Origin of the sequence: Kribbella sp. NPDC058693 (assembly GCF_042715335.1) — a bacterium.
Taxonomy (GTDB): domain Bacteria; phylum Actinomycetota; class Actinomycetes; order Propionibacteriales; family Kribbellaceae; genus Kribbella; species Kribbella jiaozuonensis.
Genome location: NZ_JBHXSQ010000005.1, coordinates 168,479 through 188,594, shown reverse-complemented (window position 1 = coordinate 188,594; position 20,116 = coordinate 168,479). Strand labels below are relative to the sequence as shown.

The 20,116-nt window shown below is 68.9% G+C and carries 23 protein-coding genes; 15 read left to right on the top strand and 8 right to left on the bottom strand.

Annotated features, from left to right (window positions below):
* Window positions 1–4 precede the first annotated feature (4 nt).
* Together ACFWUU_RS35180 and ACFWUU_RS35175 are read left to right on the top strand one after the other, a co-directional pair.
* On the top strand, window positions 5–742 hold the full coding sequence (locus ACFWUU_RS35180; protein ID WP_380182278.1) for a DeoR/GlpR family DNA-binding transcription regulator: 738 nt from the start codon (window positions 5–7) through the stop codon (window positions 740–742).
* Window positions 739–1,914, top strand: coding sequence for an MFS transporter (locus tag ACFWUU_RS35175; RefSeq protein ID WP_380182276.1), 1,176 nt, complete (start codon window positions 739–741; stop codon window positions 1,912–1,914). The genes ACFWUU_RS35180 and ACFWUU_RS35175 overlap by 4 nt, the downstream gene beginning before the upstream one ends.
* On the opposite strand, the gene ACFWUU_RS35170 is transcribed toward ACFWUU_RS35175, so the two are convergent.
* Together ACFWUU_RS35170 and ACFWUU_RS35165 are read right to left on the bottom strand one after the other, a co-directional pair.
* Window positions 1,907–3,004 (bottom strand): trans-sulfuration enzyme family protein, encoded by a 1,098-nt coding sequence (locus ACFWUU_RS35170; RefSeq protein WP_380182274.1) that lies wholly within the window; start codon window positions 3,002–3,004, stop codon window positions 1,907–1,909. The genes ACFWUU_RS35175 and ACFWUU_RS35170 overlap by 8 nt on opposite strands.
* Window positions 2,994–3,623: a TetR/AcrR family transcriptional regulator gene (locus tag ACFWUU_RS35165; RefSeq protein ID WP_380182272.1), complete on the bottom strand. Its 630-nt coding sequence runs from the start codon at window positions 3,621–3,623 to the stop codon at window positions 2,994–2,996. The genes ACFWUU_RS35170 and ACFWUU_RS35165 overlap by 11 nt, the downstream gene beginning before the upstream one ends.
* A gap of 107 nt (window positions 3,624–3,730) precedes the next feature.
* Between ACFWUU_RS35165 and ACFWUU_RS35160 the strand changes: the two genes are divergently transcribed.
* From ACFWUU_RS35160 to ACFWUU_RS35145, 4 genes are all read left to right on the top strand, one after another.
* Entirely contained in the window at window positions 3,731–4,927 is a 1,197-nt protein-coding gene (locus tag ACFWUU_RS35160; RefSeq protein ID WP_380182270.1) for a cytochrome P450, read from the top strand.
* A gap of 91 nt (window positions 4,928–5,018) precedes the next feature.
* Entirely contained in the window at window positions 5,019–6,152 is a 1,134-nt protein-coding gene (locus ACFWUU_RS35155; protein WP_380182268.1) for a D-alanine--D-alanine ligase family protein, read from the top strand.
* A 421-nt stretch (window positions 6,153–6,573) separates the two neighbouring features.
* A complete protein-coding gene (locus tag ACFWUU_RS35150; protein WP_380182266.1) occupies window positions 6,574–7,779 on the top strand; it encodes an ice-binding family protein in 1,206 nt (401 codons plus the stop codon).
* 305 nt (window positions 7,780–8,084) lie between these two features.
* Complete coding sequence (locus ACFWUU_RS35145) at window positions 8,085–8,531, top strand: class F sortase (protein ID WP_380182264.1); 447 nt, start codon at window positions 8,085–8,087, stop codon at window positions 8,529–8,531.
* 91 nt (window positions 8,532–8,622) lie between these two features.
* Here the strand turns inward: ACFWUU_RS35145 and ACFWUU_RS35140 are convergent, their stop codons facing one another.
* From ACFWUU_RS35140 to ACFWUU_RS35125, 4 genes are all read right to left on the bottom strand, one after another.
* Window positions 8,623–9,822: an RNA polymerase sigma factor gene (locus ACFWUU_RS35140; protein WP_380182262.1), complete on the bottom strand. Its 1,200-nt coding sequence runs from the start codon at window positions 9,820–9,822 to the stop codon at window positions 8,623–8,625.
* A gap of 66 nt (window positions 9,823–9,888) precedes the next feature.
* On the bottom strand, window positions 9,889–10,296 hold the full coding sequence (locus ACFWUU_RS35135) for a YciI family protein (protein WP_380182896.1): 408 nt from the start codon (window positions 10,294–10,296) through the stop codon (window positions 9,889–9,891).
* A 129-nt stretch (window positions 10,297–10,425) separates the two neighbouring features.
* A complete protein-coding gene (locus ACFWUU_RS35130; RefSeq protein ID WP_137259273.1) occupies window positions 10,426–10,881 on the bottom strand; it encodes a DUF3515 domain-containing protein in 456 nt (151 codons plus the stop codon).
* A gap of 32 nt (window positions 10,882–10,913) precedes the next feature.
* On the bottom strand, window positions 10,914–11,147 hold the full coding sequence (locus tag ACFWUU_RS35125) for an Lrp/AsnC family transcriptional regulator (protein ID WP_198682133.1): 234 nt from the start codon (window positions 11,145–11,147) through the stop codon (window positions 10,914–10,916).
* A gap of 151 nt (window positions 11,148–11,298) precedes the next feature.
* Here ACFWUU_RS35125 and ACFWUU_RS35120 point away from each other — a divergent pair, with 151 nt between their 5' ends.
* Genes ACFWUU_RS35120 through ACFWUU_RS35110 form a run of 3 tightly spaced genes read left to right on the top strand, consistent with a single transcriptional unit; the run spans window position 11,299 to window position 13,707 of the window.
* Window positions 11,299–12,261 (top strand): thiamine-phosphate kinase, encoded by a 963-nt coding sequence (locus tag ACFWUU_RS35120; protein ID WP_380182260.1) that lies wholly within the window; start codon window positions 11,299–11,301, stop codon window positions 12,259–12,261.
* Between the two features lies 1 nt (window position 12,262).
* Window positions 12,263–13,081, top strand: coding sequence for a bifunctional hydroxymethylpyrimidine kinase/phosphomethylpyrimidine kinase (gene thiD, locus ACFWUU_RS35115; protein WP_380182258.1), 819 nt, complete (start codon window positions 12,263–12,265; stop codon window positions 13,079–13,081).
* Window positions 13,078–13,707, top strand: a complete 630-nt coding sequence (locus tag ACFWUU_RS35110) for a DinB family protein (RefSeq protein WP_380182256.1) — start codon at window positions 13,078–13,080, stop codon at window positions 13,705–13,707. Before thiD ends, ACFWUU_RS35110 begins: the two co-directional genes overlap by 4 nt.
* Here ACFWUU_RS35110 and ACFWUU_RS35105 read toward each other — a convergent pair.
* Window positions 13,704–14,858 carry an ROK family protein gene (locus ACFWUU_RS35105; RefSeq protein WP_380182254.1) on the bottom strand — a complete coding sequence of 385 codons (1,155 nt, stop codon included), beginning with the start codon at window positions 14,856–14,858 and terminating at the stop codon, window positions 13,704–13,706. The genes ACFWUU_RS35110 and ACFWUU_RS35105 overlap by 4 nt on opposite strands.
* Window positions 14,859–14,922: 64 nt before the next feature.
* Between ACFWUU_RS35105 and ACFWUU_RS35100 the strand changes: the two genes are divergently transcribed.
* The 6 genes from ACFWUU_RS35100 to ACFWUU_RS35075 all read left to right on the top strand — a co-directional run bounded on the left by ACFWUU_RS35100 (window position 14,923) and on the right by ACFWUU_RS35075 (window position 19,325).
* On the top strand, window positions 14,923–15,543 hold the full coding sequence (locus ACFWUU_RS35100; RefSeq protein WP_380182252.1) for an HAD-IA family hydrolase: 621 nt from the start codon (window positions 14,923–14,925) through the stop codon (window positions 15,541–15,543).
* Window positions 15,540–16,772, top strand: a complete 1,233-nt coding sequence (locus tag ACFWUU_RS35095; protein ID WP_380182250.1) for an MFS transporter — start codon at window positions 15,540–15,542, stop codon at window positions 16,770–16,772. Before ACFWUU_RS35100 ends, ACFWUU_RS35095 begins: the two co-directional genes overlap by 4 nt.
* Window positions 16,773–16,809: 37 nt before the next feature.
* Window positions 16,810–17,643: an SMP-30/gluconolactonase/LRE family protein gene (locus ACFWUU_RS35090; RefSeq protein WP_380182248.1), complete on the top strand. Its 834-nt coding sequence runs from the start codon at window positions 16,810–16,812 to the stop codon at window positions 17,641–17,643.
* Between the two features lie 126 nt (window positions 17,644–17,769).
* Window positions 17,770–18,252, top strand: a complete 483-nt coding sequence (locus ACFWUU_RS35085; RefSeq protein ID WP_380182246.1) for a GNAT family N-acetyltransferase — start codon at window positions 17,770–17,772, stop codon at window positions 18,250–18,252.
* Window positions 18,253–18,372: 120 nt separating this feature from the next.
* Complete coding sequence (locus ACFWUU_RS35080; protein WP_380182244.1) at window positions 18,373–18,585, top strand: hypothetical protein; 213 nt, start codon at window positions 18,373–18,375, stop codon at window positions 18,583–18,585.
* Window positions 18,582–19,325 carry a peptidoglycan-binding protein gene (locus ACFWUU_RS35075; RefSeq protein ID WP_380182242.1) on the top strand — a complete coding sequence of 248 codons (744 nt, stop codon included), beginning with the start codon at window positions 18,582–18,584 and terminating at the stop codon, window positions 19,323–19,325. The genes ACFWUU_RS35080 and ACFWUU_RS35075 overlap by 4 nt, the downstream gene beginning before the upstream one ends.
* A gap of 386 nt (window positions 19,326–19,711) precedes the next feature.
* Here ACFWUU_RS35075 and ACFWUU_RS35070 read toward each other — a convergent pair.
* On the bottom strand, window positions 19,712–20,116 hold a 405-nt coding region (locus tag ACFWUU_RS35070), incomplete at its 5' end, for a hypothetical protein (protein WP_380182241.1).

Here is a 20,116-nt window from a genome sequence, read left to right as displayed (position 1 = left end):
TCAAGTGATCGTAGAACGACTACGAGTCGTCGACCGAGTGTCGGTCCAGGAGCTGGTCGAGGCGACCGAGGCATCGGACATGACGGTTCGCCGCGACCTCGACTTCCTGGCGGCGCAGGGCGTGCTGAAGCGCGTCCATGGCGGCGCCGTGTCCTCGCTGCCGTCCGGCCTCGAGCCGCCGCACTCGCTGCGCGCCCAGGCCGCTGTCGCTGCCAAGCAGGCGATCGCGCGGGCCGCGGTCGCGCACCTCCACGACGGCGAGACGATCGTGCTCGACAGCGGTACGACGGCGCTGGAGACCGCGCGGCTGCTGCACGACCGCGCTATGACCGTGATGCCGCTGTCGCTGCACGTTGCGCATGAGCTGGCGGATGCGCCGCGGATCCGGCTGCTGATGCCGGGCGGCGAGGCGCGCAAGGGCGAGCTGTCGCTGGTCGGTCCGCTGACAGTCGCCTCGCTGCGGGCGCTGCGCTTCGACGCCGCCGTACTGAGCCCGTGCGCCTTCAGTCTCGATGCCGGGCTGACTGCGTTCGACCTGGGCGATGCGGAGGTCAAACAGGAGGCGATGACCGTCGCCACGCGCACCGTCGTACTCGCGGACGGCGCCAAGTGGGACCGCTCCGCCCTCGCCTACGTCTGCCCCGCCGACCGCCCGGACCTGATCATCACCGACGAGTCGGCTCCCGAAGACCAACGCATACTCCTGACCCAACGCGGCGTAATCGTAGAGGTGGCCTCTTGACCGCGACCGACACGCGACTGCAGACCGCGCCGCCGCGCGCCGCTCGGGTCGCCACCTGGATGTACTTCGGTCTGAACGGGTTCGCGGTCGGGATGTGGGTCGTACACATCCCGAGCATCGAACAGAAGACCGGCATCACCCATAGCACGCTCGGCCTGCTCTTACTGGTGCTCGGCGGAGCCGCGTTCACCGGCATGCAGGTCGCCGGTCCGCTCGTCGACAAGCTCGGTCAGCGCCGGCTCGTCCCGGCCGCCGGCATCCTGCTCGGCATCGCGCTCGCCGGGCCCGGGCTCGCGACGAACTGGTGGACGCTTGGTCTGACGCTGATACTGATCGGCTTCGGCAACGGTTCGATCGACGTCGGCATGAACGCGCAGGCGGTCGTCGTCGAACGCGGCTACCCGCGCCCGATCATGGCCGCCTTCCATGCCATGTGGTCGATCGGCGGCGCGATCGCCGCGGTCGTCGGTGCGGCGACGCTGCGGGCCGACGTACCGCCGGAGATCACGCTCGCCTCTGCCGGTGTGCTGTGCATCGTGCTGTCGCTCGTCGCCAGCAGGTTCTTGCTAGAGGCAACCGTCCCGCCGGAGGATCACGTCGAGGAGGAGCGAGCGAGGCCTCCCGCCAAACTGGTCTGGGCCTTGGGCGGGCTTGCGTTCGGGCTCATGCTCTCCGAAGGCGTCGCGAACGACTGGGCCGCACTGCACTTCCGCGACATCCTCGGTACATCCGTGAGTACGGCGGCCTACGCGTACGGCGCGTTCGCGGTCGCGATGACCGTCGGCCGATTCCTCACCGACCGGGTCGCGGCCGTCGTCGGGCCGGCCGCGATCGTGCGGTGGGGTGCGGCGATGGCGGCGGTCGGTCTGACGCTGGTGATCGTCGTACCGTGGGTGCCGGTCGCGCTTGTCGGCTGGGCCATTTTCGGCTTGGGCCTCGCGGGCGGCGTACCGCAGCTGTTCACCGCGGCGGGCAACCTCGACCCGCGGTCCTCCGGTGCACTGATGGCGCGCGTCGTCGGCCTCGGGTACGTCGGACTGCTCGCCGGGCCCGCGCTGATCGGCGGACTCGCGCACTGGATGCCGCTGAACATCGCGTTCATCCTGCCGGTCGTGCTGTGCGTACTGACGTTCTTCGGCGGACCGGTGCTGAAGAAGCAGGACGCTAGCTGAGGGCTTGTTCGAGGTCGGCCCAGAGATCGTCCGGGTGCTCGATGCCGACGGACAGGCGGATCAGGTCCTCAGGGATCGTCGGGACTTCCATCGGCCAGCGGCGGCGGCGTTCGAGCATCGACTCGACCCCGCCGAGGCTGGTTGCGTGCACCCACAGTTCGGTCCGCTCGCAGACCTGCTGGGCGAGGGCCGCGTCGCCGCCGAGCTCGACGGCGAGGATCGCGCCGAAGCCGGACATCTGGGCGGCGGCGCGGTCATGGCCCGGATCGCTCGGCAGCCCGGGGTAGCGGACGCGGCTGACGCGGGGGTGTTCGAGGAGGCGTTCGGCCAGGAACGCGGCGTTCGACTGGGCGCGCTCGAGGCGGAGGGCGAGCGTGCGCAGACCGCGTAGCGCGAGCCAGGCCTCCATCGGGCCGGGGATCGCGCCGAGGCTGCGGCGGCGAAGTTCGATTGCGGACCACAGGTCGTCGTCCGCGGTGATGACCGCGCCGAGGATGACGTCGGAGTGGCCGGAGATGAACTTGGTCGCCGAGTGCATCACGACGTCCGCGCCGAGCCGGAGCGGCTGCTGGAGCAGGGGAGTGGCGAACGTGTTGTCCACGACGACAGTCGCACCTTTTGCATGCCCGGCTTCGGCAAGTGCCGGGATGTCGGCGACCTCCATCGCCGGGTTGGTCGGCGACTCGATCCAGAGCATGTCGGCTCCGTCGAGGGCCTGCTTGACGGCCTCGGTGTCCGCGACGTCGACGTGTACGACGGTGAGCCGGCCGGTCTCGGTCTGCTGATCGAGCAGGGCGACCACGCCGGAGTACGCGTGCTGCGGCGCGACGACCCGCCCGCCGACGGGGACCAGGTCGATCACCGCCGCGGCCGCCGCCATCCCCGACGCGAACGTCAGCCCGCGACCGCCCTCGAGCTCGCCGAGCGTTTCCTCCAGCGCCGACCACGCGTCGTTGCCGAACCGCCCGTACCCGCGGTCACCGCCCGCGACGTACGTCGAGCTGAACACCGGCGACTCGCCGACCGGCGCATTCGGCACCCGCTCCGGCCTCCCGGCATGAACGACGACCGTGGACGGATCAAGACTCATGTGCCGAATTGTCGCTGACGCGATAGGTAGCTGCGGGCAGGGGGATGCCGCCGCTGCGCAGCAGGCTCATCGCCTGGCGGGCGAGCGACTTCGCGTCGGTGGTGTCGGGCGTGTCGACCCAGACGCGGACGACCGTCTCGATGATGTTCATCGCGATCCCGGCGGCCAGCGCGCCGGTGAATTCGGCTCGGTGGTCGGCCGGCAGCCGCAGTACCAGCTCGTCGGCGAGGTCGGTGCGGAAGCGCCAGATCAGCTCGTTGAGATGGGCGCTCACCGACGCGGTCTGCGCGGCCAGGTCGAACACGGCCCGCACCCGGTCCGGATTGGTCTCCAGTTGCTCGAGGACACGCTCGATCACCGCCTGCAGACCGGCCGTCAGCTCGAGCTCGGGCTGCTCGCGGAACCAGTCGACCGCGTCGCCGAGGCAGTCCTCGACGAACTCGAGCACGAGCGTCTCCTTGGTCGGGAAGTACCGGTACAGCGTGCTCGGCCCGACCTCGGCCGCCGCCGCGATCTGCTCGACCGTGGTCCGGCCGAAGCCGTTGTCGTTGAACAGCTCGAACGCTTTGTCCGCGATCAGCCGGCGGGTCCGCTCCCGCTTCACCTCGCGCAGTCCCATCAGCACCTCCGCGGGCAGGGTACCGGTTCGCCGACTCGCCGGATGTTGCTCCTCTTTGGATGACTCAGCCATATGGTAGTCACTACCAGAATCGATTGGGAGGGTTCATGACCGAGAGCTTCCCCGTTGGCCGTCCGACCGGGTGCCCGTTCGACCCGGCTCAGGAGTACGCCGGCTTCCGCCGTACGCCCGAGCTGGCCAAGGTCTCCACCCCGGCCGGAGTCGACGCCTACGTGGTCAGCCGGTACGACGACGTACGCACGCTGCTGCGGGACAGCCGGCTCAGCTCGCGGTCGGCGCCGTCGGACCACGTCGTACCGGGCGCCGATCTGGACCGGGAGGCCGAGTCGGGCTCGATCCTGCATGTGGACGGTGCGGCGCACCGGCGGCTGCGGCGGATCCTGGCGACCGAGTTCGCGGTCAAGCGGATGGAGGCGATGCGGCCGCGGATCGCCGAGATGATCGAAAGCCAGCTCGACACGATGCTCGCCGCCGGCGGGCCGGTTGACCTGGTGCAGGCGTTCGCGCTGCCGATCCCGTCGCTGGTGATCTGCGAGCTGCTGGGCGTCCCGTACGCGGACCGCGCCGAGTTCCAGGAGCGGAGCGCGATGCTGGTCCGGGTCGACGGGGATCGCGACGAGATGATGCGGGTCAGCGACGAGCTCAACCAGTACATGGTCGGGCTGGTGCTGGCGAAGCAGGCCGAGCGCTCGGACGACCTACTGTCCCGGGTGATCACTCGTGGCGAGGAGCTGGGGGAGCCGCTGAGCCTGCCGGAGCTGGTGTCGATCGGGATCACGCTGCTGATCGCCGGGCATGAGACGACAGCGAACATGATTGCCCTGAGCACGCTCGCACTGCTGCGGAACCCTGTGGAGCTCGACGCGCTGCGGGCTGACCCGGGGTTGGCGCCGGCGGCGGTCGAGGAGCTGCTGCGGTATCTGTCGGTCGTCCAGTTCGGGCTGTTCCGGCACGTCACGGAGGACCTGCCAGTCGGGGCAGCGATGTTGCAGGCGGGCGACTTCCTGATCGCTGCGCTGTCCTCGGCGAACCGGGACTCGGAGGCGTTCCCGGATCCTGATCGGCTGGAGTTGCGGCGGGAGGCTCCGGCGCATGTCGCGTTCGGGTTCGGGCCGCATCAGTGCCTCGGTCAGCAGCTGGCACGGGTCGAGCTGCACGAGGTCTTCACCCGGTTGTACGCGCGGATCCCGACGCTGCGACTCGCCGTACCGTTCGAAGAAGTCGAGTACCGGAACAACACGCTCGTGTACGGAGTGACAGCGTTGCCAGTCACCTGGGACTGACCCGTTTGCTGATCACTACGGAGCGCGATCTGAAGGGGTCTTAACCGAACCCTGGTCGGAACCTGATCCCCGGGCCGCTACAGTCGAGCCGGTGAGTGAGTACTCGAACGAAGAACAGCGCAAGCCCCGCGTCGCCGTCGTTTTCGGTGGCCGGTCGAGCGAGCACGCCATCTCCTGCGTCACCGCGGCCAACGTCCTGCAGGTGATCGACCGGGACAAGTACGACGTGGTCCCGATCGGCATCAGCACCAGCGGCCACTGGGTGCTGGAGAGCGGCGACCCGGAGCGGCTGTCGATCACCGACGGCAAGCTCCCCGAGGTCGACGTGACCGCGATGCCGGTGCTGTTCGGCGCGAACCGCGAGCTCGTGATCAGCGAGCCCGAGCAGGTCCCGAGCACCCTCGGCCAGGTCGACGTGGTCTTCCCGCTGCTGCACGGCCCGTGGGGCGAGGACGGCACCATCCAGGGCCTGCTCGAGATGTCCGACATCCGGTACGTCGGCTCCGGCGTACTCGCGAGCGCGGTCGGCATGGACAAGCACTACATGAAGGTCGTCTTCCAGGCCGCCGGCCTCGAGGTCACGCCGTACGTCGTGATCCGCGACCGCGACTGGACGCGGGACCAGGACGCCTGCCGCGAGGCGGTCGACGCGCTCGGCTACCCGGTCTTCGTGAAGCCCTGCCGTGGCGGTTCGAGCCTCGGGATCAGCAAGGTGAACAGCCTCGACGAACTCGACGAAGCGGTCGCGGTGGCCCGCGCCCACGACCCGAAGGTGATCGTCGAGGCCTCGGCGAAGGACCCGCGCGAGATCGAGGTCGGCGTACTGGGCGGCCTGAACGGCGCCAAGCCCGAGGTCAGCGTCTGCGGTGAGATCGCGATCTCCGGCGGCGGCCACGACTTCTACGACTTCGAGACCAAGTACCTGCCCGAGGGCGAGGAGTACACCGCGCTCTCGGTCCCGGCCGACCTCCCCGAGGAGATCGCCGCCGAGGTCCGCGCCAAGGCCCTCACCGCCTTCGACGCCATCGACGCCGAGGGCCTCGCCCGCGTCGACTTCTTCCTCGACGCCGACAACCGCGTGATCATCAACGAGATCAACACCATGCCCGGCTTCACCCCCACCAGCATGTTCCCCCGCCTGTGGGCCGCCTCCGGCAAGGACTACGCAACCCTCGTCGAACACCTCCTCTCCCTGGCGATGACCCGCCCCACCGGCCTGCGCTGACCCAGTTCCGGTCCGCGCCCGTTGGGTGGCGCGGACGGCTGGTGGTCGGCTTGGTTGAATGAGGCAACTACTTCAACTGGTTGCCGGATGCATCGACAGGTCGTTGACACTGCGTCAGCATTGACATAACGTCAGCTTTCAGTAACGAATAGTGATCGGCCCGAAACAGTCCCGTGCTGTAGCTGCCGATCCAACGGGGTGCGACCACGCCATCAACGCGCCAGGTTCGGGAAACTCCTGTCCTGCCGCTCGTGGCGGTCTCCCGATGTCCTGTTACCGGGCCCTGGACCTGTCCCGGATCGCTCGATGTCGTTCTTGCGACCGCGGATCCTCCTTCTCCATGAACCGCTCGGGTAACGAGCCGCGCCGATCCACCGGATCCGGTCGCGGTTCAACGATGGACTGAGGGTGAAACCCAACTATGAAGTCTTCCACCTACGCGATACCCGGCAGTCGGTTGCGGCTGAGCGCACTCGCCGTAGCGGCCGCGCTCGTCGCCTCCGCCGGCGGACTCCTGGCCACCAGCGGCAACGCTCAGACCGCAGCCGTGGCCGTACCGCTCGGCACCGCCGGGAGTTTCGTGATCCTCGGCGGTGCCGGAATCACCAACACCGGACCGACCGTGCTGACCGGAGACATCGGCAGCTTCCCGAATCCGGCGATCAGCGGCACCGGAACAATGACGATCACCGGTACCAACCACGCCGGCGACGCCGTGACCCAGGAGGCGAAGAAGGACCTGGTCACGGCCTACAACGTCGCCGCCGGGGAGTCGCCGCGTACGCCGATCACCGACGACCTGGGCGGAAAGACGCTGACCCAGGGCGTCTACAACTCGGCCTCCTCGATCGGGCTGACCGGCGCGCTGACCCTGGACGCGGAGGGCGATGCGGGGGCGGTCTTCGTGTTCCAGGCGGGCTCGACCCTCACCACCGCGAGCAGCAGCAGCGTGGTGCTGACGAACGGAGCCCAGGCCTGCAACGTGTACTGGCAGGTCGGCAGCTCGGCCACCATCGGCACCGCAACCCAGTTCCGCGGAACCGTCCTGGCACTCGCCTCGATCACCATGAACACCGGCGCCACCGCCGTCGGCCGAATGCTGGCCCGCAACGGCTCGGTAACCCTCGACACCAACACCCTCACCAAACCAACCTGCACCACCCCACCAACAACGCCGCCCACCACCCCGCCGACAACGCCGCCCACGACCCCGCCTACAACGCCGCCGACGACCCCACCGACAACCCCGCCCACGACCCCGCCTACGACGCCGCCCACGACCCCACCGACGACGTCGACTCCACCCACTACGCCGCCGACCGGAACGCCCACGGCCCCACCGACGACCGCGCCGACGCGGCCGACCCCCACCGCGCCATCGACTCGGCCGACCCCACGGCCCACCGCCTCCCCGCCAACGGTCTCGCCAAGGCCGCCTCAGGTAACCAAGACCCCGCAAGGCTCGGTCGGAACAGGTGACGCGTCCGGCCTGTCGATCGTCCTCATCAGGCCGCCGAGCGCATCCGGACCCACCTGGTTCACCTGGAGCGCCCCCGGACTGATCTGGTCCAGCTGGAGCGTCGCCGGGCTCAACTGGTTCAGCGGGAGCGGGATCAGCACCCCATGAGGACCGGCGCGGCGGTCCTGCTCCTCGCGACCGTCATGACGGTCGCCGGCTGCACAGCTGAGTCAGGCACGGGGCCGACTCAGCCCGATGCGATGCCGGCCGAGATCGCGCGCGGCGGTACCGCCGCGCCAACCCCGACCGCGCCAACCACCACCGTCATCACCCCCACACCGAGGGCACCTGCCGCAGGCACGCCGCAACGCACCACCGCAGGCCCCCACACCCCAGCGCTCCGCTCGGGGCCATCCACTGCACCGTCCCAACGGCCATCACCCCCCGGCCGCGGACGCGGACAGTCGGCTCCGATGCGGAAGTCCATCCCGATCCGGGTCAGGATCCCCGCGATCGGGGTGGACTCGGGCCTGATCCGCCTCGGCCTCAAACGCGACGGCACTCTCCAGGTCCCGCCGAACGGATTCCCAGCCGGCTGGTTCACCGGCGCCCCCACACCGGGCGAGCGCGGCCCGGCCGTCATCGCGGGCCACGTCCACTGGTCCGGACGCGCAGGCGTCTTCGCCCGACTCGCACAACTCAAGCCCGGCGACACGATCGTCGTCACCCGACAGGACCACTCGAACGCCGTGTTTCGGGTGACCCGGGTTCAGCAGTACCCCAAGACCAGCTTCCCGAGCGCCGCGGTCTACGGCGACATCGACCGCGCCGGCTTGCGGCTCATCACCTGCGGCGGCCTCGACTACGAGTCGGCGAAGTACGAGGCCAATCTCGTCGTGTTCGCCGATCTGATCAGCTGACCGCACGGCCCCGCTGCCCCGACCGCGCTCAGGCGGTAACGACGCCCGACCTCCCTCCGACGCCCCGCGGCCAAATGCTCCCGTCCCGCAGTCATAGCCGGCTCGCCCGGGCCCGGAGGTAACGCTGCTGGGGAAGACTCGTCGCCCAACCCGCGGCCTCCTCGTACGCCGTCCGGGCTCCCGCCACGTCGCCCGACATCTCCAGCAGATGCGCCCGGACCGCCGCCAACCGGTGGTCCTTGGCGAGGTGGTCGTCGTCCTCGATCGAACTCAGCAGCGCGAGCCCCTCGCCCGGGCCGCGCGCCATCGCGACGGCGACCACGTGGTTGAGCGCAACCATCGGGTTATCGGTCAACTGAAGAAGCACCTCGTACAACGCAACGATCTGCGGCCAATCAGTCTCCTCTGCACTGGGTGACTCGTCATGAACGGCAGCAATCGCCGCCTGCAACTGATACGGCCCGACCGGCCCCCGCGGCAGCGTCGCCGTGATCAGCTCGACGCCCTCCCGGATCGACTCCTGGATCCACAACGACCGATCCTGCTCCGCCATCGGCACCAGCTCCCCGAGCGGCCCGGTCCGCGCCGGCCGACGCGCATCCGTCAACAGCATCAACGCCAACAACCCCGCCACCTCGGTGTCGTCAGGCAACAGCCGATGCAGCATCCGCGCCAACCGGATCCCCTCAGCCGCCAACTCCACCCGCTGCAGGCTTGAACCCGTCGTACTCGCGTAACCCTCGTTGAAGATCAGATACACGACCTTCAACACCGCCCCCAACCGCTCCTCGCGATCGACCGGCATCGTGAACCGCGCACCGCTCTCCTTCACGCTCGCCTTCGCCCGGGTGATCCGCCGCGTCATGGTTGCCTCCGGCACCAGGAACGCCCGCGCGATCTCCGCCGTCGTCAAACCACCGACCGCCCGCAACGTCAGCGCGATCTGCGACGCCGGCGACAACGACGGATGACAACACAGGAACAGCAGCACCAGCGTGTCGTCCGCACCCCCGACCGGCTCACCCTGCGGCGCCCACTGCGCGACCCGATCCTCCCGCCGCTGACGAGCCTGCTCCCGCCGCAGCAGGTCCGTCAGCCGACGAGAAGCCACCGTGATCAACCACCCGCGAGGACTGTCCGGCACGCCATCGACCGGCCACTGCTCGGCCGCCGCCAGCAGCGCCTCCTGTACCGCGTCCTCGGCCGTGTCGAAGTGCCCGTACCGCCGCACCAACGCGCCCAACACCTGCGGCGCCAGCTCCCGCAGCAGCTCCCCAAGCGCGACGGTCATCCCGCTCACCCCACCCGATCCTCGACCGCGACGGCCATGTCGATCACCTCACCGCATCCCCGAGCCTCACTCCACCAGCTCGTCCTGGCCCTCGACGATCGGCCGGATATCGGCGTACGCCGTCGCGCGCAGGAACTCCGGCGCCGGCGTGTCCGCGAGCCTGGACGCGATCTCGGTCGCCCGATCGAACGACTCGCACTCGACGATCCAGTACCCCGCGAGCACCTCCTGGGTCTCCGCGTACGGCCCGTCCGTCACCACCGACTGCCCGTCCTTGGACCCGAACCGCCGTGTCAGCACCGGCGCCGCCAACGCCCGCGTCTCGACCAGCTCGCCCGACTCGGCCAAGTCGTTGTTGAACTTCTCCATGAACGCGCCCATCGCCGCGAAATCCTCCGGCGTCCACGCCGGCTTCCCGGTTTCCTTCCCGGCCATCCCGTCATAGTCCTGCTGCGACGCATACGTCAGGATCATGTACTTCACCGCTGTCTCCCATCGTCAGGACGCCCACGCAGGCGCCTCCACCCGAGACGTCGCCCCCGAGGCCCCCAACCGGACACCACCAGCAGACGATTTTCGATCTCGCCAGGGAGTATGCACTCGTCAGGTACAGGGCGTGACGAGTTTGTTGTGATTGTGGATAGCGTCCGAGACGTCGGTGAGGGCGTTGGCTTCGGGGGAGTACTTCGACGGGACGGCCATCTCGAGGTAGAGCTCGCGGCCGATGGTGGTGAAGATGTAGCCGTTCTGGACCTGCTTGGCGAACCAGCCGACCCCGTTCACCTGGAAGCACTGGGACTGCGCCTCGGCCATGCCGGCCGGGGGCGCCACGCCGCAGGTCACCTCGATCGACGGGTTGCCGTACGCCGTGGTCAGCGGGCTCTCGGGCGAGGTCTTCCGCTTCTTCTGGTCGAGAACCTTCGCCGGCATCGCCTGGATGAGCTGCGTGCAGGCGGCGGCGACCGCAGGCGCGGGGGAGGGGACCGGGACGGGCGTGGGACCCGGGCTGCACCCGGCGAGCACGATCACGCCGAGTGCAGCGAGCAGGAATTTGGGCATACCGAAAACAGGCGGGTCCTCGTGTGGACGGCTCAGATGTGGACGACGGGACAGGTCAGCGTACGCGTGATGCCGGGAACGTTCTGGACCCTGGCAACCACCAGCTTGCCCAGTTCGTCGACGTTGCGGGCTTCCGCGCGGACGATCACGTCGTACGGACCGGTGACGTCCTCGGCCAGGGTGACGCCCTGGACCTCGGCGATCTGCGCGGCGACGTCGGCCGCGCGGCCGACCTCGGTCTGGATCAGGATGTAGGCCTGGACCACCACGTCGTTCTCCACTCAGTCGTCCTCAGCTGGCTCCAACTGCCGGTGCGCACCGCTGTACGGCGGTACTGCGAGACAGCCGGGCGTACTCATAGTTGCCCGGTCACGGTACCGCCTAGACTCCGGTCAGCGATATGGGAGGTCTGCTGACGTGACAGAGACGTTGGGGAGCACAGGTGAGTTCGGCCTGATCGCGGCCGTCACCAAAGGGCTGTCCACAGGTGAGGACGTCCTGGTCGGTCCAGGTGACGACGCGGCCGTGATGGCGGTGCCGGACGGCCGGATGGTGATCACCACCGACCTGCTGGTGGAGGGACGCCACTTTCGCCAGGACTGGTCGTCCGCGTACGACGTGGGCCGCAAGGCCGCCGCTCAGAACCTGGCCGACGTGGTGGCCATGGGCGCGCGGCCGACTGCTCTCGTGGTCGGCTTCGGCGGCCCTGCCGACCTGCCGACCGCCTGGGCGCTGGAGCTCAACCAGGGCATCGTCGACGAGTGCGAGCTGGTCGAGGCGAGCATCGTCGGCGGCGACACGGTCCAGTCGGACAAGGTGGTCGTGTCGGTCACCGCGTTCGGTTCACTGGACGGACGCCAACCGGTACTGCGCTCAGGTGCCCGCCCAGGCGACGAGGTCGCGTACGTCGGCCGACTGGGTTGGGCCGAGGCGGGCTGGGCCGTTCTCGCCCGCGGGTTCCGCTCGCCGCGAGCCGTGGTCGAAGCGCATCGCCGCCCGCAACCGCCGTACGCCGAAGGTCCCCGCGCCGCGCTGGCCGGCGCCTCCTCGCTGTGCGATGTGAGCGACGGACTGCTCGCCGACCTCGGCCACATCGCCGAGGCGAGCCAGGTGATCATCGACGTGCACACGAAGGCGCTGACTGTGCCGGAGCCACTCCAGGCGGTCGCGGCCGCAACCGGTGTGGACGCGCTCAAGTTCGTGCTGACCGGCGGTGAGGACCACGCCCTGGTCGGCACATTCGAACCGGCCGACGTGCCCGAGGGCTGGACCGTCATCGGGTCGGTTGCTGAGGGCAACGAGGAACGCCCGGCCGGGACCGTGACCGTGGACGGCTCGCCGTATGCTGACGAGACAGGCCACGCCCACTTCAGGAGTTGAGATGCCGGTCGGGAGTGCACCGCCGCGAGTGCTGACCATCGCCGGGTCCGACTCCGGCGGCGGGGCCGGGATCCAGGCGGACCTCAAGGCGATGCTCGCCAACGGCGTGCACGGCATGAGCGTGCTGACCGCGATCACCGCGCAGAACAGCCTCGGCGTCCAGGGCGCCTGGGAGCTGCCGGAGGAGCAGGTGCGCGCCCAGTTCCACAGCGTGGTCGACGACATCGGGGTAGACGCGGTGAAGACCGGCATGCTCGCCTCCGAGTCGATGGTCCGGGTCGTCGCCTCGCTGCTGCGCACGCTGCCGGACGACGTGCCGATCGTGGTCGACCCGGTGTCGGTGTCCAAGCACGGAGACGCACTACTGGCCGCTGACGCGATGGACGCCGTACGCACCGAGATCGTCCCGCTGGCTACTGTGCTCACTCCGAACCTCACCGAGCTCGGACCGGTCGCCGGTGTCGAGCTGGAGACCATCGAGGACCGAGAGCTCGCGGCAAAGCTGCTCCTGGACGCCGGTGCGCAGTGGGTACTGGTGAAGGGCGGCCACGACGTCGGTACGGCGGCAGTGGACGTGCTGCACGGTCCAGGCGTACGGCGCTCGTACAGTGCGGTTCGCGCGGACAACAGGCACACGCACGGCACCGGATGCACGCTGGCGAGCACCATAGCGTCGTACCTGGCACGTGGGTACGACGTACCCGGTGCGGTCGGCGCCGCGAAGGAGTACGTGACCGGAGCGATCGCAGCCGGGTTCGCGCTCGGTGATGGCATCGGACCGGTCGATCATGCGTGGAGATTTCGAGGGAGAAGCAGTTGACCAAGCAGCAGCCCCCGGTCGACGGGTACTGCGAGCAGTGCGGCTTCAACTACGACACTGGTGACCTGCAGGGCACTGTGACCCTGCTGATCCGGCAGTCGGCGGACTGCAGCATGGCGCTGACCAAGGCCGCGGCCGGCCCGGACGCGAACGTGGTGCGCCTGCGGCCCGAGCCGGACGTGTGGTCGGCGATCGAGTACGCGTGCCACGTGCGCGACGTACTCGAGGTGCAGCGGCTGCGGATCGCGCAGTGCCTGGCGGAGGACCGGCCGGTGTACGCGCCGATGGACCGGACCGGTCGGGTGAAGCAGGAGAAGTACGAGAACCAGGACCCGATGGAAGTGGCGGCCGCGCTGGTGCGGAACGCCAAGGACTTCGGTGCGGCGGCGCGAGTACTGCGGCCGCAGGAGCTGGGGAAGCTGGGGCTGTACAACTACCCGGTGCGGGCGCCGCGCACGCTGGGCTGGATCATCCGCCACACCGCGCACGAGATCCAGCACCACCGGAACGACATCGTCGAGATCCTGGCGAAGGTCGAGCCGCCGATCGTCCCCAAGCCGAAGGTCGAAGAGGTTGAGGACGTCGCAGAAGAGGCAGCGGACGAGGTAGTGGAAGTGGCCGACTAGCGCTGCGCCACCCACGCGGCGATCGCGGGCTCAGTCGTGAGCTGGTCGAGGGCCAGCGCGGCGGCGCCCCGGAGCGGTCCATCGGACAGCGTCGCAGGCAGCACCGGCGGGGGAGTCCCGCGATGGAACGTCATCAACCCACCCTCGTACGCCTCTTTGAAGGTCCGCTCAGCAGCCGCCCGCAGCGGGATCGCGAGCCCGCCGATGGTGATCACGTCCGGGTCGTGCGCGTTCACGAGACCTGCGATGCCACTGCCCAGCGCCGCCACCACCTTGGTCACCGCAGCGCGCGCATTCCGGTCCGTACGCCGCAGCACGTCCTCGGTGTAGGCGTACGGATCGTCCGGCCGCCCCTGCTTCAGATGCCGCGCCAGCGCACGCCCGTCGATCTCCAGGTCCCAGCACCCACGAGCGCCACACGGACAGGACCGGGAGCGGTCACCGAACGGCATGTGCCCGTACTCGCCACCTGCCCCCGACGCCCCCTGCGCCGGCACCCCGTCGATCAGCAGAGTCCCGCCGATGCCCACCTCGATGATGAGGTGAAGCGCCGTACCCGCCCCCGCCGCAGCACCCGTGCGCGCCTCAGCCACCCCACTCAGCGTCGCGTCGTTGCCGGCCAGTAGCGGCAGCCCAGTGCCTTCGGTGATGGTCTCCAGATCCAGCTCGGCCCACTCCAGCGTCGGCGCCTGCATCAGGTGGTTGTCCCGGATGGTTCCTGGTACGGCGAGGCTCACCATCCGCAGCCGGTCGCCGTACTGCTGCCGGGCCTGCTCCACCAGGCGTCGCAGATTGTTCAGCACGACCTGCGGCCGCCTGCTCCGATGACGGCGGTACTGCGGGTCCTGCAGGGAGCCGTCGAGCGTCACGACTGCACTCCGCCAACTGCTCTGCCGCAGGTCGAGCGCCAGCACCACAGGTCCTTCCGGATGGGCCCGCAGCAACGTGGTCGGCCGACCACGCCCCTGACTGGGCGCTGGTACTTCGGTCACCAGGTGTACGTCGCGTAGCCGAGCCGTCACCTCGGTCGCCGAACCCGTGCTCAATCGCAGCGTCCGCGCCACCGCGGCGCGGGTGATCCCCGGCTGACGGGTCAGTTGGGTCAAGACGTCCGAAGCCGTCTGCCACTGTCCTCGACGCACAGGATTCATAGCTGCCTTTCGTTCTGTCCCCGGAGCAGTTTATGCTCGTGGGACGAGTTTAATGGGAGGGGTCATGGAGATCCGGGACATCCGCGCCGTCCTGTTCGACATGGACGGCACCTTGGTCGATTCCGACGCGGTCGTCGACCGGAGCTGGAGCCGCTGGGCGACGGAGTACGGCGTACCTGCCGCCGACGTGCTCGCGATCGCGCACGGGAACCCGGCCGAGGCGACCATCACGCGGATGCGGCCCGACCTCTCGCCGGCCGAACGCGCGGCCGCGGTCGCGCGGGTGCTGGACATCGAGTGCGACGACGTGTCCGATGTCGTGGCCACGCCGGGCGCCCTCGAGCTGACTGCGCTGCTGGATGAGATGAGTCTGCCGTGGGCGGTCTACACGAGCGCCTCGACCCGGCTGGCGAAGGTCCGGCTGGACGCGGTCGGGATCTCGCCGTCGATCCTTGTGACGCTCGACGACGTCAAGCGGGGCAAGCCGGATCCTGAGGGGTATCTGCGGGCGGCGGAGCTGCTCGGCGTACCGGCTGTGCAGTGCCTGGTCGTCGAGGACACCGTGGTCGGCCTGACTGCGGGCCGGGCATCTGGTGCGTTGACCGCTGGGCTGAAGGGCATTGTCGCCGACATCGAGTTGGCTGACCTCCACCAGCTCGGCAGGCTGTTCAAAGGCTCGGAATGACCGCGGCCACGGAGGCGCGGGTTGACTCCGGACCTCGCGGCGACGAGATCCGGATCGGCATCGCCCTGTCGGCGATGGGGTTCGTCCTGGCCGGCCTCGGCGCGTGCGTCGCCATCCTCGCCCGCGACCTCGACGAGCCACCGGGCCGGCTCGCGCTGTTGTCGTCTGGCTTCGCGGTCGGTCTGCTCGTTGTCGCGGTGATCGGCCCGCGGTTGCTGCGCTCGTGGTCGATCCCGACGGCCATGGCGTTCGGCTCTGTTGTCTGCGCGTTCGGCGCGGGGCTGCTCGCCCTCGCCCCGGCGTACACCGTCGTCATCGCCGGCGCACTGTGCGTCGGACTGGGTGGAGCGATGCTCACACTGGTCGCACCGCTCATGCTCAACGGACCAACAGCCGCAGTGCGACTGAGCCGCGTCAACGCGGTCGCCAGCGGGGCAGGCATCCTCGCACCACTCACGATCGGCGCCATCGACGGCCTGGGTCCCAGCGGCCGCTTAGCCATGCTCGCCGCCGCGCCACCTCTGCTGCTCCTCGCCGTTCTCACTCGCCGCACCAACCCGATCGCCCCGGTCACACCGACCGACGGCCGACGGCCAGGTGGGCGCGTCGATAAGCCCGTGGCAGTGCTGATTGATTCGGCTCCGGCGGTGGGGTTGGGGCGGAAGTGGCGCGGACGGGTGGGGCGTCAGGTGGTTGTCGATGTCGGCATCGGGTGGTTGCGCGTCGTGCTCTCGGTTTCGGTCGAGTTCTGCTTCGTGGTCTGGGCGGTCGCGCGGTTGGTGGCAACTGGTTTGCCGACGGCAACCGCCGCTTTGCTCGGGAGTGCGTTCCCGATCGGGATGGCGGTCGGCCGGGCGATCGGCCCGATCCGCTGGCGCAACTGGTCACCCGTACTGCCCTCAGGTGCGCTGGCGGCCTGCGGCACCTTGATGGTCAGCCTGTTCGACACCCCGGCGATCGTCGCCGTCGGCCTGGTGGTGGCCGGTCTCGGCGTCGCGCCGCTCTATCCGGTCACCCTCGCATCCCTGGTCGCGACGCCCGGCCTCAGCTCAGCCCGCCTGTCCGCAGTCGGCGCACTGGCCTCCGGTACGGCGATCCTGCTCGCGCCGGCGGTCCTCGCCGTACTGGCACGAGCTGTCGATCTGCGTACGGCGTACTTGGTAACGCTGCCGCTGATCGCCGTACTTTTTCTGCTCAGCCGTCGATCCGGCCGGACCTCGTTCGTGTAGGGGGTGAAACGACCCGATCGACGAATGAGGTGACGTGATGTCCGAACCGACGATTTTCCTGGACAACCTGGCGATGCCCGAGTCGGGCCGCTGGCACGACGGGCGGCTGTGGTTCTGCAACTGGATCGAGCAGCAGGTGGTCGCCGTCGACGCCGACGGCAAGACGGAGTACTTCCCGGTGCCGGTCGAACAGCTCATGGGCTGGTCGATCGACTGGCTGGCCGACGGCCGGATGCTGACCACCGGCGAGAAGCTACGGCGCTACGAACCCGACGGATCAGTCACGGTCCTCGCCGAGCAGAAGGCGAACGAGCTGGTCCTGGATGCGCACGACAACATCTATCTGAACGGCGCAGACTTCAACTTCGCCGGCGGCGAGGCGCCGAAACCCGGCTACATCAAGCTGGTGACGCCGGACGGGCAGGTCCGCCAGGTCGCGGACGAGATCCAGTTCCCGAACGGGATGGTCCTCACGCACGACGGCCGGACGCTGGTCATCTCGGAGTCGTTCGCCGGCCGCCTGTCCGCGTTCGATGTCGAGCCGGACGGCGGGTTGTCCAACCGCCGCGTGTTCGCGGAGAACCTCGGCCCGGACGGCATCTGTCTCGACGCCGAGGGCGCGATCTGGGTACAGACCGGCGGAAACGCCGTCGTACGCGTCGCCGACGGCGGCGAGATCCTGCAGCACATCGACCTCCCCGAGAACCGCGCGCCGTTCGCGCTCACCCTGGCCGACTTCAACGGCCCGACCCTCTGCATCCTGACTTCGGAGTGGCACGCGGACGACAGCATCACCGACAACCTCGACCGCCTGAAGAACGGACCGCGCACCGGCCAGATCTTCACCGTCCCGGTCAGCGTCGGTCGGTAAGATCCTCCGCATGGAGTGCTTCGCCGCCGGGCGTACTCGGCGCTGACACCGGCCCGCCGCTGCCGCACGCGCGGCGCGCCGGTGACGCCTGCCCGGATTCCACCTTCGTTGTGAGAGGCACACTCCATGCAGATTCGTTCGTACGTCGACGCTGACCTGGCCCGGCTCATCGACCTGACCATCGACACCTTCGGGCCGTTCTTCGAAGACTCGTTCCGACCGCTGGTCGGCGAGACCATCTTCACGCACCAGCACGGTGACTGGCGGGGCGATTACCACCGTGAGGTCGCCGGGTTGCACGACCCGGCGCAGCACAAGTACGTCGCGATCGCCGAATCGGATGACGTCTTGCTCGGGTACGTCGCCTGGAACGTCGACGCGGTTCGCTCGAAAGGCACGGTCGAGTTGCTGGCGGTCTCAGCCGCGTACCGGCGGTCGAATGCCGGGACCGCGATGTGCGAGCACGCGTTCGAGGCGATGCGCGCCGAACAGGCGGAGTACGTCGAGATCGGCACTGGCGGCGACGACTTCCACGCGCCGGCGCGTGCGTTCTACGAGAGTCTCGGCTGCGTGAAACTCCCGGTCGCGGTGTACTTCAGGGAGCTCTAACACTGGTTGTCGATGAAGCGTTTGAGCATGCTCCGGCCCGTGGACGAACACCATGGGCCGGAGCATGATGAACAGATCAAGGCTGGGGGCTTCAGTACGTCTTGAGGGGGAGCTGTGACCATGGATGACGTGCGGTCCGACGGACCGTATGAGGACGACCCGGACGAGATGTCCCAGGAAGAGCAGGCCCGACTGCTCACCGAGCCGAGCTTCGATCACCGGCTCGACAACGAATCCGAACTGCTGGAAGAGGAGTTCGGCCCACCCGAACGCGGCGGGTACGGACGCCCACCCGCTGCCGAGCCTGAGTACAGCGGGAGCACCGGCTCATGAGCGGCATCGAGGACATGGTCCATCAGGCCGAACTCGACCTCGGCCTCACCGAGCCGAACAAGATCCAGAAGTGGTACCGCGACCAGAACGGCTCGGCCTTCAGCGGCAACTTCCCGTGGTGCGATGCGTCGATCACGTACTGGGCCTGGCATTCGGGCAACCAGAACGCGGTGACGTACGGCGGGTACTACGCCCTGACGACCGCACACGCCCACGCCTTCAAGAACCACAGCCAATGGCACAAGGACGTCGCCGGCATCCAGCGCGGCGACATCGTGTTCTTCGACTGGGGCGGCACCGACGTCAAGTCGAAGATCGACCACGTCGGCATCGTCACCGGTGTCAGCGGCGCGAACATCTACACGATCGAAGGCAACTTCGACGACAAGTGCGACCGCCACACCCGCAAGTCGGACGTGATCGCCGGATACGGCCGCCCGTCGTACGTGCACTCCACCGAACCACGCACCGGCTTCGTCACCTTCCCGGGCAAGTCCTTCTTCGTAATGGGCCGCAAGAGCCCGATCATCGCCGCGATGCACGCACGCCTGGTCGCGGTCGGCTGCAACAAGTACGAAACCCAAACAAACAAGGACACCTGGGGCACCGGCGACCTCAAGTCGTACTCAGCCTGGCAACAAAAACTAGGCTTCCACGGCTCAGTCTCCCAACCCGGCAGCGACGCCGACGGAATCCCCGGCGCCGAAACCTGGGACAAACTCAAAGTCCCCCGCACCTGACACCCGGTCCCCGTCGGGCTCCTCGGTCATCTCGCTGAGGAGCGTCGCCGGCCGATCGGCTGCGGACGTCTACTGCGCCGACGTGAGCCCGTCGACAAGCCCGCCGACGGACTCACCCACGCGTGGCCGCAGACGGACTGGCCTCGTGCGGTCGCAGACGGAATGCCCTCGCGCGTGGTTGCCGACAGGCTGTTCCAAGGGCGTAGTTGCCGACTGCCTCTTCCAAGGCGTGATGGCTGGCGGTCTCCGCACGCATGGTTGCTGGCGGACTCCCGACCACGTGCCCGCACCCGCAGCGCCAACCCACAGCAGGCGCAGAGGTCCGTCGAACGAGAGCTCGCGGTCCCACGACGGCGAGCCACGGATGCATTGCTGTAGGCAACCATCTACGACGCACGCCGGAAGCCGCTCGACACCGATTCGCCTGACGGCGAGCCGATCGACACGGATTCGCCTGACGGCGAGCCGCTCGACACTGATTCGCCTGACGGCGAGCCGATCGACACTGGATCGCCTGACGGCTGCGCGGACTGCTCGGTGCGCGGCTCGAGCGGGGCCTCAGGCCGGGGAGTCGCGATCGAGACCTGTCCGGTGGTGGTCTCGCGATCCGACTGCGGCGTGCTCACCTCACCCCAGATCACCTGGTACGCCGCCTCCCGAAACGAGCTCCCCGACGCCTCCTCCGCACCGCTCTCGCCCGCACCGCTCTTGCCCGCACCGCTCTTGCCCGCACCGCTCTTGCCCGCACCGCTCTTGCCCGCACCGCTCTTGCCCGCACCGCTCTTGCCCGC

What these genes read in the sequence shown, in the direction of transcription:
- ACFWUU_RS35170 (WP_380182274.1), bottom strand. Translation starts at nt 3,004, where the DNA reads ATGAGTCTTGATCCGTCCACGGTCGTCGTTCATGCCGGGAGGCCGGAG.
- ACFWUU_RS35165 (WP_380182272.1), bottom strand. Translation starts at nt 3,623, where the DNA reads ATGGGACTGCGCGAGGTGAAGCGGGAGCGGACCCGCCGGCTGATCGCG.
- ACFWUU_RS35160 (WP_380182270.1), top strand. Translation starts at nt 3,731, where the DNA reads ATGACCGAGAGCTTCCCCGTTGGCCGTCCGACCGGGTGCCCGTTCGAC.
- ACFWUU_RS35150 (WP_380182266.1), top strand. Translation starts at nt 6,574, where the DNA reads ATGAAGTCTTCCACCTACGCGATACCCGGCAGTCGGTTGCGGCTGAGC.
- ACFWUU_RS35145 (WP_380182264.1), top strand. Translation starts at nt 8,085, where the DNA reads ATGCGGAAGTCCATCCCGATCCGGGTCAGGATCCCCGCGATCGGGGTG.
- ACFWUU_RS35140 (WP_380182262.1), bottom strand. Translation starts at nt 9,822, where the DNA reads ATGACCGTCGCGCTTGGGGAGCTGCTGCGGGAGCTGGCGCCGCAGGTG.
- ACFWUU_RS35135 (WP_380182896.1), bottom strand. Translation starts at nt 10,296, where the DNA reads ATGATCCTGACGTATGCGTCGCAGCAGGACTATGACGGGATGGCCGGG.
- ACFWUU_RS35130 (WP_137259273.1), bottom strand. Translation starts at nt 10,881, where the DNA reads ATGCCCAAATTCCTGCTCGCTGCACTCGGCGTGATCGTGCTCGCCGGG.
- thiD (WP_380182258.1), top strand. Translation starts at nt 12,263, where the DNA reads ATGCCGGTCGGGAGTGCACCGCCGCGAGTGCTGACCATCGCCGGGTCC.
- ACFWUU_RS35105 (WP_380182254.1), bottom strand. Translation starts at nt 14,858, where the DNA reads ATGAATCCTGTGCGTCGAGGACAGTGGCAGACGGCTTCGGACGTCTTG.
- ACFWUU_RS35100 (WP_380182252.1), top strand. Translation starts at nt 14,923, where the DNA reads ATGGAGATCCGGGACATCCGCGCCGTCCTGTTCGACATGGACGGCACC.
- ACFWUU_RS35095 (WP_380182250.1), top strand. Translation starts at nt 15,540, where the DNA reads ATGACCGCGGCCACGGAGGCGCGGGTTGACTCCGGACCTCGCGGCGAC.
- ACFWUU_RS35090 (WP_380182248.1), top strand. Translation starts at nt 16,810, where the DNA reads ATGTCCGAACCGACGATTTTCCTGGACAACCTGGCGATGCCCGAGTCG.
- ACFWUU_RS35085 (WP_380182246.1), top strand. Translation starts at nt 17,770, where the DNA reads ATGCAGATTCGTTCGTACGTCGACGCTGACCTGGCCCGGCTCATCGAC.
- ACFWUU_RS35080 (WP_380182244.1), top strand. Translation starts at nt 18,373, where the DNA reads ATGGATGACGTGCGGTCCGACGGACCGTATGAGGACGACCCGGACGAG.
- ACFWUU_RS35075 (WP_380182242.1), top strand. Translation starts at nt 18,582, where the DNA reads ATGAGCGGCATCGAGGACATGGTCCATCAGGCCGAACTCGACCTCGGC.